General features: G+C 40.1%; 11 protein-coding genes. 5 read left to right on the forward strand and 6 right to left on the reverse strand.

Annotated features, from left to right (window positions below; translation table 11 throughout):
• Positions 1-239, reverse strand: a 239-nt coding sequence (locus tag GNE10_RS26600; protein WP_221643003.1) for a hypothetical protein, incomplete at its 3' end; no start/stop codon positions are given.
• A gap of 259 nt (positions 240-498) precedes the next feature.
• On the reverse strand, positions 499-1,359 hold the full coding sequence (gene rsmI / locus GNE10_RS26605) for a 16S rRNA (cytidine(1402)-2'-O)-methyltransferase (RefSeq protein WP_185568332.1): 861 nt from the start codon (positions 1,357-1,359) through the stop codon (positions 499-501).
• Positions 1,360-1,525: 166 nt separating this feature from the next.
• Here rsmI and GNE10_RS26610 point away from each other — a divergent pair, with 166 nt between their 5' ends.
• The 4 genes from GNE10_RS26610 (at position 1,526) to rpsU (ending at position 4,406) form a co-directional block, all read left to right on the forward strand.
• The gene (locus tag GNE10_RS26610; RefSeq protein ID WP_185568335.1) at positions 1,526-2,383 is read left to right on the forward strand and encodes a sugar kinase; all 858 of its coding nucleotides are present in this window, start codon (positions 1,526-1,528) and stop codon (positions 2,381-2,383) included.
• Between the two features lie 63 nt (positions 2,384-2,446).
• The gene (locus GNE10_RS26615; RefSeq protein WP_185568338.1) at positions 2,447-3,307 is read left to right on the forward strand and encodes a 3'(2'),5'-bisphosphate nucleotidase CysQ; all 861 of its coding nucleotides are present in this window, start codon (positions 2,447-2,449) and stop codon (positions 3,305-3,307) included.
• Positions 3,308-3,779: 472 nt separating this feature from the next.
• The gene (locus GNE10_RS26620; protein ID WP_099067747.1) at positions 3,780-4,088 is read left to right on the forward strand and encodes an RNA-binding protein; all 309 of its coding nucleotides are present in this window, start codon (positions 3,780-3,782) and stop codon (positions 4,086-4,088) included.
• A 123-nt stretch (positions 4,089-4,211) separates the two neighbouring features.
• The gene (gene rpsU / locus GNE10_RS26625; RefSeq protein ID WP_073645277.1) at positions 4,212-4,406 is read left to right on the forward strand and encodes a 30S ribosomal protein S21; all 195 of its coding nucleotides are present in this window, start codon (positions 4,212-4,214) and stop codon (positions 4,404-4,406) included.
• A 135-nt stretch (positions 4,407-4,541) separates the two neighbouring features.
• Here the strand turns inward: rpsU and GNE10_RS26630 are convergent, their stop codons facing one another.
• The 3 genes from GNE10_RS26630 to GNE10_RS26640 all read right to left on the reverse strand — a co-directional run bounded on the left by GNE10_RS26630 (position 4,542) and on the right by GNE10_RS26640 (position 7,317).
• Positions 4,542-5,780: an NAD(P)/FAD-dependent oxidoreductase gene (locus GNE10_RS26630; protein ID WP_185568350.1), complete on the reverse strand. Its 1,239-nt coding sequence runs from the start codon at positions 5,778-5,780 to the stop codon at positions 4,542-4,544.
• Positions 5,781-5,958: 178 nt separating this feature from the next.
• Positions 5,959-6,123 carry a rubredoxin gene (rd, locus tag GNE10_RS26635; protein WP_099067748.1) on the reverse strand — a complete coding sequence of 55 codons (165 nt, stop codon included), beginning with the start codon at positions 6,121-6,123 and terminating at the stop codon, positions 5,959-5,961.
• Between the two features lie 108 nt (positions 6,124-6,231).
• Complete coding sequence (locus GNE10_RS26640; protein ID WP_185568341.1) at positions 6,232-7,317, reverse strand: AI-2E family transporter; 1,086 nt, start codon at positions 7,315-7,317, stop codon at positions 6,232-6,234.
• Between the two features lie 127 nt (positions 7,318-7,444).
• On the opposite strand from GNE10_RS26640, the gene pdxH reads away from it, so the two are divergent.
• Positions 7,445-8,089 (forward strand): pyridoxamine 5'-phosphate oxidase, encoded by a 645-nt coding sequence (gene pdxH, locus GNE10_RS26645; protein ID WP_185568344.1) that lies wholly within the window; start codon positions 7,445-7,447, stop codon positions 8,087-8,089.
• Positions 8,090-8,319: 230 nt separating this feature from the next.
• Here the strand turns inward: pdxH and GNE10_RS26650 are convergent, their stop codons facing one another.
• A complete protein-coding gene (locus GNE10_RS26650) occupies positions 8,320-9,222 on the reverse strand; it encodes a DUF3153 domain-containing protein (protein WP_185568347.1) in 903 nt (300 codons plus the stop codon).
• Between the last annotated feature and the right edge of the window lie 542 nt (positions 9,223-9,764).

Genomic DNA, 9,764 nt, shown 5'->3' on the forward strand with positions numbered 1-9,764 from the left:
ATGGGAAACTCAGTTTCACAATAACCAGGAGAATTACCTCCCCAATCAATTTGAGGATAAAATAAATTAAAATTATTTTCATAAAAATTTCTCGCCATCGCTGCTGTATCTGATTGACGCCAGGAATGGATACCAATAATTGGGGAATTAATGTTGTAGATTCTAATAGCTATAGCTAAGGTAAGTAAGAAAAGTAGAGGCGAGTTTTGCAACCTATTTTTGTTTTGCTTATTGTGCATATACTGAAAAAAATACCCGCAATTTCCAGAGAAAAAGTAAAAATATAATTCTTCAAATTTAAACTAAAAACAGGGTATTGGATGTAGTAAAAAAAGAAGAATCGTATCTTTGGTACACTTTATCCTCGAAACCTAGCAATTAACAATTAAAAATTCAGAATTAAAATAAATTTAAGCTTTAATTAAATATTGTTAATTTTCAATTATTTTTGATAATTAAAAGCCGACATCCTTCCTCTTGAAAAGCATAATTAAATATTCAAGAATCTGGAGTGATGACCAAAGAAAGAGCCAATTGATAGAGTTGGCGACGGGGAAGAGAAGTTTCTTTTGCTAATTGACGGCTAGCTTGCGATCGCGATATTCCTTGACTAATTAATTGTTTTAATTCGGCTTTTAATTCTTCTTGTGTTAATTGGGGCTGACTTGGTGGAATTCCCGCAAGAACTAAAGTATATTCACCTTGGGGTTCCCGTTGGCTGTAGTGGGCGATGGCTTCGGCAATTGTTCCCCGCCAAAATTCCTCATACAATTTAGTTAACTCCCTTGCGAGTACGATTTGGCGATCGCTCCCCAAAATTTCTGCTAAGTCTTGTAAAGTATCTTGCAATCTGTGGGGCGATTCGTAGAAAATTAATGTGCGAGATTCTGTTTGTAAAGATTCTAAATGTTCTCGCCGTTGTTGACTTTTTGCTGGCAAAAATCCTTCAAACACAAACCTATCCGTAGGAAGTCCGGCTGCACTCAAAGCCGTAATTGCCGCACTGGCCCCAGGAATCGGAACTACAGAAATACCAGCTTCAATACAAGCTTCAATCAATTCATATCCAGGATCGGAAATTCCTGGCATTCCAGCATCGCTTACTAAAGCGATCGCTTTATCATTCGTCAAATATTGTAATAATTCTGGAATGCGGCTGGTACGATTATGCTCGTGGTAACTGATTTGGGGTGTCTTAATTTCAAAATGTTGTAGTAATTTCCCTGTGTGGCGAGTGTCTTCCGCAGCAATCATATCCACAGTTTGCAAAATTCGCACCGCCCGAAAAGTCATATCTTCTAAGTTGCCAATTGGTGTGCCAACGACGTAAAGTGTTCTTGGTTTGGGATCGGTTTGCATGAGCAAAAAGTTGAAAGTTAGGAGTTAGGAGTTAGGAGTTAGGAGTTATGAGTTATGAGTTATGAGTTAGGAGTTAGGAGTTATGAGTTATGACAAATAATTCATACATGACTACGAATATTTATAAACAAATGAATGTTAACTAATGACTAATGACTAATAACTAATGACTAATGGGTTATTTGTAGGTTTAGTAACCTTGGATTTGATTTACCTCGCTGACTCTCCACCTCAGAATAATCAAAAGATTGTTGCTATTGACTACAGTGTGGCAGCAGGTGGCCCAGCGACAAACGCGGCTGTAACTTTTAGTTATTTGGGTAATCAAGCTACAGTCTTGGGTGTGGTGGGTTCTCACCCAACGGGCCAGTTAATTCGAGGTGATTTAGCAACTTATCAAGTGGCGATGGCCGATCTTCAGCCTACCATCGATTTAGCACCACCAGTCTCTTCAATTATTGTCACCCAAGCCACAGGCCAAAGAGCTGTGGTTTCTATCAATGCCGTGAAAACTCAAGCAAGTAGCGCATCCATTCCCGCCAATATTTTAGAAAATGTTGCCATAGTCTTAATTGACGGACATCAAATGGCTGTTGGTTATTCCATAGCCCAAATGGCCAAAGCCCAGAATATCCCGGTAGTCATTGATGGTGGTAGCTGGAAACCTGGATTTGAGGAAATTTTACCATTCGTAGATTACGCCATCTGTTCGGCTAATTTTCATCCACCAAATTGTCAGACTTCACAACAGGTTTTTGCTTATCTAAGCAAATTTAATATTCCTCATATCGCCATTACCCACGGAGAACAACCAATTGAATACTGGAGTTGCAATCAAACTAATATTTTAGATGTGCCGAAAATTCAAGCCGTTGATACCTTAGGGGCTGGAGATATTTTTCACGGTGGCTTCTGTCACTACATTTTAAAAGAAAGCTTTACCGATGCCTTGGCGATGGCAGCAAATATCGCTGCTAATTCTTGCCAGTTTTTTGGTACTCGGCGCTGGATGGATTTTATTTGAGGATAGACAACTGTCTTGCCCAGCTGAGGTTGTATATTTTTAAGTTAGATAGGGCTATATTTAATGAAAGACTTACAAGAAATATTAGCGATCGCTCGTCAGGTAGGTTGGGAAGCAGCAGATATATTGCGATCTTATTACCACGGCACTGCTAAAGATCCTAATTTAGCAATACAATACAAAGAAAATGAACCTGTTACCGTCGCCGATGTAGCTGTCAGTCAATATATTCTGGAAAAGCTACAAGCAAATCTAGGTCATGAAGAGTTTATTTACATCAGCGAAGAAACCTATCAATCTCTAAGTGAGTCTGCAAAACCTTCTACCCCTTGGGTATGGATTATAGATCCTTTGGATGGCACGCGGGACTTTATCCAAAAAACTGGGGAATATGCCATTCACATTGCTTTAGTCAAAGAAACGCGCCCAGTTTTGGCAGTGGTGGCAGTTCCAGAAGCTCAAAAGTTGTATTATGCCACAAAAGGCGGCGGCACTTTTCTAGAAACCCGTGATGGCTGTGTTCCTTTACAAGTGTCGTCAGGTAAACGAATTGAAGATTTAACCTTAGTCGTCAGTCGTTCTCACCGCAACCAAAGGTTAGATCATCTACTACAAAATCTACCCTGTCAAAATCAAAAAGCTGTTGGCAGTGTCGGGTGTAAAATCGCCACAATTGTCGAACAACAAGCAGAAATTTACATTTCTCTCTCTGGCAAATCTGCTCCCAAAGATTGGGATATTGCAGCCCCAGAGTTGATTTTAACAGAAGCCGGAGGTAAATTTACTCACTTTGATGGTACACCTTTAGAATACAACACAGGTGATATCAATCAATGGGGAGGTCTACTGGCCAGTAACGGTGAATATCACGAAGTGCTGTGTAAAGAAGCAGAAAGAATTTTAGCCCAGTTCACTGAAAGTTAAGGGGCTTCCAAGTGAAAAAGTATTTCATTATTGTTGACAGTCAACAGTCAACAGTTAACAGATCTAAGTCCCTTAAAATCACCTGGGATATTTGATAAATATTTTCAAATTTGCTTTGAGTACAGTTATCTATGGTATAATTAACGCCACTAGTAAAATAATATGTAGTTAATGCTTGGTAAATAATCCCAATATCCAAAACTCTAAAGTTTTTGGGCGATCGCTAGTTGAGACTGATTTGCTATTGAAACTAAAACTCTCATGGCAAAAACAGCAAAAGTCTTTTGTTAGAAGGGTTGTAACCCAGCCTTGAAACTTTTGTTTGGAAATTCGGTTTTACCATTAGTTCATATTCAAACGCTGTGCTAAACTAATCCATATAAGGATTATGTTCGGTTGAGTAACTCCTTTTGATTTTTCAAAGCGTCTCTCCGAATTTAACTCTCCACACTCCCCAAATTCGGAGACTTTTATGTCAATTTACATTGGTAACCTGTCCTATCAGGTTACGGAAGACGACCTCAGGCGGGCATTTGCAGAATACGGAACAGTAGCACGTGTTCAATTGCCTACAGATAGAGAAACAGGCAAGCCGCGTGGGTTCGCTTTTGTGGAAATGCAAACAGATGCAGAAGAACAAGCTGCCATTGATGCACTTGATGGCGCTGAATGGATGGGACGTGATTTGAGAGTCAACAAAGCTAAACCCCGTGAGGAAAGAAACAATTCCTCTCGTGGTAGCTGGGGTGGCGGTAATGCTCGCCGCAACAATCGCTACTAAATCAATTCCTAAAAATCTCACATCTAGAGTCTCCAGCAGATAAAAGCAAAGGCTCGACTCTGCTGGAATATTTTTTTTTGTATTTAATTTTCAATTATTCATCCACATTCAGGAGGAATGAGAATGACACAAGTAGTTTTAGGAGAGAATGAAGGTATTGAATCAGCCCTACGAAGATTTAAGCGGGAAGTTTCTAAAGCAGGAATTTTCCAAGATATGAGAAAAAAACGTCACTTCGAGACTCCAATAGAAAAAGAGAAGCGCAAAGCAATTGCTAGACATAAGCAACGTCGTAAGCAAAATTCTCGTTTTAGATAGGAATTTCCAGTTATTTTGCCCGAATCTCTTCATCGTGGCGATACCTATTTAAAAAACAGTGACTGGGGACTGTGGACTGAGGAGACAAGGAGAATCAATCTTAGTCATCAGTCAACAGTCAACATATCAAATGCGCTACAGCTGAGTCCCCATTGCATTACCAGCTATATAAGCTGTCGTCCAAGCACTTTGAAAGTTAAAACCACCAGTCACACCGTCAATATCTAAAACTTCTCCAGCAAAGTAAAGTCCAGGAACTAACTTACTTTCCATTGTTTTAAAGTTGACTTCTTGGAGGTTGACACCGCCACAGGTGACAAATTCTTCTTTAAAAGCTGCTTTACCACTGATTGAATATTGTCCTTGAGTGAGTTCTTGCACTAAGAGATTTAAGGTTTTATTGGATATTCCAGCCCAGCGATCCTCTGTGGTAATGCCTACACTGGCAATGATATATTGCCAAAGACGATGAGGTAAGTCAACACCACGATGCAGTGCGATCGCTTTTTTCGACCATTCATTTTTGACTGCTAAAATTTGTTGTCGCACTTGTTCTTGTTGCAAATTAGGCAACCAATTAATTAATAATGTTGCTTGATAGCGGCTTTCGTGGAGAACTCTTGCACCCCAAGCAGAAAGCTTTAAAATAGCAGGGCCGCTGAAACCCCAATGGGTAATCAGTAACGGCCCTGTTTGTTGTAATTGAGACTTTCCACCTACAGATAACCGTAATTGTACGGTGTTAACACTAATTCCAGCCAACTCCCTCAGTTTTGGATCGAGAATGTTGAAGGTAAATAAAGAGGGAACTGGTGATTCAATTGTATGTCCTAACTCCCTAGCAATTTTATAACCCATCAAGCTACTGCCGGTAGCCAAAAGTAAGCGATGGCATTTAATTGTTTCTCCGGATTTTAAGACAATATCAAACCCAGAATCGTTGGAAGTGCGTTTCACTGAAGTTACGGGTGTACCGATGCGAAGTTTGATGTGAGATGTTGCTGCGGTTTTAATTAAACACTCCACAATTGTTTCTGAAGTATTAGTAACAGGAAACATCCGACCATCGGCTTCGGTTTTTAAATTAACTCCGTGTTTAGCAAACCAACCTACTGTATCTTGAGCTTGAAACCGAGAAAAAGCACCGCGCAAAGCTTTGGCACCTCTAGGGTAATTTTGCACTAACTCCCCAGGATCGAAGCAAGCGTGAGTGACGTTACAGCGTCCGCCACCAGAAATTAGTACTTTCGCTAGGGGTTGGCGACTAGCTTCGATTAAAGTGACTTGGGCATTAGGGTTGACTTTAGCGCAAGCGATCGCGCCAAAAAAACCCGCTGCCCCACCCCCAATAACTACAATTTGTAACGGTAGCAATTTCAAAAATATCTCTTTTTAGGATCTATATCTCTAGGCTAGCTGTCATAAAGGGAATAGGGAATAGGGAACAGTTCAGAAGGCAGTCCCAATGAAAAAAATTTCATTGGGACTGCCTTCTGCCCTCGACCTTCTGCCTTTCTTTATAATGGTGGGGTTTTATCGTCAGTTTATATCCTCATCCTTCATAGGGTTCAAAGTCTGATTTTTGAGCGCCGCAAGTGGGACAGGCCCAATCATCTGGGATGTCTTCAAAAGGTGTTCCTGGTGCTATACCACTGTCTTCATCACCGACTTCTGGCTCGTAGATATAACCACAAACAGTACATATATACTTTTGCATTTTCTATGCTCCTAAAGTGTTATTGGTATTGCTCGACTATTAAATACTTGAGAAACAGAGTTACAATAGGCACGCTACAATTCTTAAACTTGAGAACGCAGATTAGTATTAATCAAAGGGCGGATCGTGAGGGATAGTGACTGTTGATAAAAAGTCACCTGATTTACCACTTCTGATGGCATCAAAAGTGCCTTTGATAGTACCAGCAATGGGAACAGCAACCAGTGTTCCTAACAATCCAGCAATTTCATATCCCATTAAAATCGCCACAAAAATCCAGATGGGATTGAGTCCAATAAAATTGCCGAGTAATCTCGGAGCTAATAAATTATCTTTAACTTGCTGCATGAGGATTGCCACCAAAGCAACTTGCACTGCTAACCACCAATTTTGCAACAATACTAAAATTGTCACTAGACCAATGCCTAGAGATGCTCCAATAAAAGGAATGAGTTCTGAGATGCCGATTAGGATGGCAAACAGCAGAGCAAAAGGCACTTTCATGATTAAGAAAATTGGCGTTAGAACTGTTACCATGAATAGTCCTAACAACAGCTGGCTCAGAAAGAACTTTTGGAAATTTAGCCGCAAAGATGCAGTTAGAGGATCTCCGATATTAGAAGGCAAAAGATTCACCAGACCATACCAGACGCGATCGCCATACAAAAGCATATAAAATGCCAGCACCACTATTAACACGATATTAAATAATCCTGACAGGACTGTGCCTGCAAATCCCACTGCACCAGAAGCTAGCTGTTGTACCAAATTTTGAATGTTGACATTGATTTGATTGGTCACAACCCTCAAATCAATTGGCAAACGTCGTTGTTTGGCAATGGCTTCAAACTGTTCTAGGTTTGCTTGGCTAGCACTTAACCAATCAGGAATTTTATTTAATAATTGGATTGTTTGGTCAATTAGTATTGGTACTAGGGTAACGCCGAGAATCGCCAAAACGGTTAAAGTTGCAAGCAAAACAATAATCACCGCCTGAGTGCGAGTAATTCGAGCGCGTTCAAAAAACTTAACTGGATAATTGAGTAAAAAAGCCAAAATTGCTGCAATGCTTAAAATGCTAATTGGATGCTGGAAATAGCGAAAAAGCACAGATAGTAACCAGACATTTAAAGCGATCAGTGGACCGCTCAGACCATAGATTAACAACTGTTTAAGGGAGGCAGAACGGCGCATCTGAGGCAATCTGTTTTTAGGACTCCTTGAGATAAATTGTAAAACTGGCGTTGGTGTCGATCGCGATCGTAGATATTTTTAACAAAGACATCTTTTAGCCTATCTCATAGCAAGGAAGCAAATTCAAATGGACAAAACCGTAGCAGACCTTCGTAAAGACTACACCCTAGAAGGTTTGAGCGAACTTGAAGTTGACCTTAATCCTTTTATTCAGTTTAGAAAGTGGTTCGACCAGGCAGTATCAGCCCAACTTCCCGAACCAAATGCCATGACCATTGCTACCTCTACACCAGATGGTAAGCCTTCGGCCAGAATGGTACTACTTAAAGATTTTGACGAACGAGGCTTTACTTTTTTCACCAACTATAACAGCCACAAAGCACAAGAACTGGCAGAAAATCCCCAAGCTGCTTTAGTTTTCTGGTGGGCGGAACTAGAACGTCAAGTGCGGATTTGTGGCTATGTAGAGAAAGTTTCCGAAGCCGAGTCCGACCAATATTTTCACACTCGTCCTGCGAACAGTCGTTTAGGTGCGTGGGTATCTAATCAAAGCGAAGTCATAGAAAGCCGAGAAGTTCTTGAGCGACGTATGGAAGAGTTTAAAAACCAATATGAAAATCAAGAGATCCCCCGCCCACCTCATTGGGGAGGCTTACGAGTGATCCCCACAGAAATCGAATTTTGGCAAGGACGCTCCAGTCGTCTCCACGATCGCTTACTCTATAGTCATTTAGATAATGGCAGTTGGAATATTCAGCGCTTATCACCGTAAAGATGCGTAACTGGTGACTGGATGAAAGTGCTATAAATAACACCACATAATTGTTGATTGTTGACTATGAAGCGTCAACAGTCAACACTAAAAAATTTGCGACAGCCGACTCTACTAGTCTGCCAAAGTCTTTTTGACAGGCGGGGGAAAGGGTAAAGGCTTTAAACCCTTCCCCTTTTACCTTTTCCCTTTCCCCAATCTCAACCTGTCAATATTTGCGTGGTGAATTACTACTGTTGTTGAACTGCCGATGCTTTGGGAGAAAACTGAATCCTGGGATCTGGCATAAAATTATATCTAAGGTAAAATCCTCCCCAGACAAACAGGATAATCAAGAATCCACCAATGCCAAGGGGACTAGGAAGCCAAAAAACAGCTTCAATGTGATTTAACTCGCCAGTCTGGAGTTTCCACAGCAGTTGATTGCCATTCTTTTCCGGTTCGATGGCGGTTTCAGTTTGTGTTAGATTTTTTGCTCCCCAAGGAGTTTTGAGGGCAAATTCCAAATCGAGAATCGAACCAGCGTTAGCTAAGACGTTGCCTTTGTTGGAAATTAAAGACAGCGATCGCAAATCTAAATCATAAATCAACCGATTTTTTACCAACAGTAAAAAATTGTTCTGCTCCAATATGATGTTGGATTCAATTTTTGGTAGTTCTGAGTCAGATTGACTTTGCACAGGCTCAGAAGCTTGATTAGCACGGGAGTTAAAAAATTGGTTGAATTTTTCTTGCAATTCGCTACCACTGCTAAAAGGAATTGTCACAATTATTTCTTCTGGAGAAATTCGCTGTGCTTTTCCTTCAAGTTTCTTGGTGCGGCGCTCTATGCTATTTAACCATTCGTAGACATAATCGCCACTAAAACTTGTTAGCTGTTCTCCTAATTTAATATGTTGTACTAGTTGGCCACTATTTGAATTATTAAAGTTCAGCCCTACGTCATACTTAACACAACCAGATAGTAGCAGGGATGTTAACAGTACTAACCACAAAATAGGATTTTGTATAGGAAAAACCCGGTTCATTCGATTTCGGACAACTCGTGGTGAAATAAATTTCATTTTTGCCAATACCAACCTGAATGGTTTAATCAACGACAAGAAACTTTGTCCTAAAATTGAAGAATACATAACTATAAATCTCCCCAAAAGTCAAACTTTTTAATTAATCTTGACTTTTACCTCAACCTCAGGCAATCTGTTGTTAAAGATTTCCATCCCAATTCAGACAATTTTGGGAAAGTTTGCAACAGACTGGCTGCTGTTGAGAAACTGTTCAAAAGCTTTCCTAATTTTATGCTGAGTGTTGATGAACCTTCTCAGAAACATTCAAAAATCATTAGAATGTTACATTTTAAAGGTATTTGGCAGGACGGCCAATACAGTTCGGTTAAAGGGGAAAGGGAAAAGGGGAAAGGTTTCAAATACATCCAAATCCCCTTACCCCTTAACTTTTTGCCAGACCACAAGGGAAGTTCATACTGCTTATCCGAACCGTATTGGCAGGACAACAGCAAGCAGGCTAGAGAAAAAACTATATATCTAAATGAATTGGTTAATTTATTCTTTTGAAGTCCGCTATTTTGCTTATTCCGTATTTTAATCGTTGATTAAAGGATTAAATTTTACCTCAATCCTGAAAATATCAACTACAAAATTACTTTGTATAAAAA

It is taken from the genome of Nostoc sp. 2RC, assembly GCF_014222165.1.
Classification (GTDB): Bacteria; Cyanobacteriota; Cyanobacteriia; order Cyanobacteriales; family Nostocaceae; genus Nostoc; species Nostoc linckia.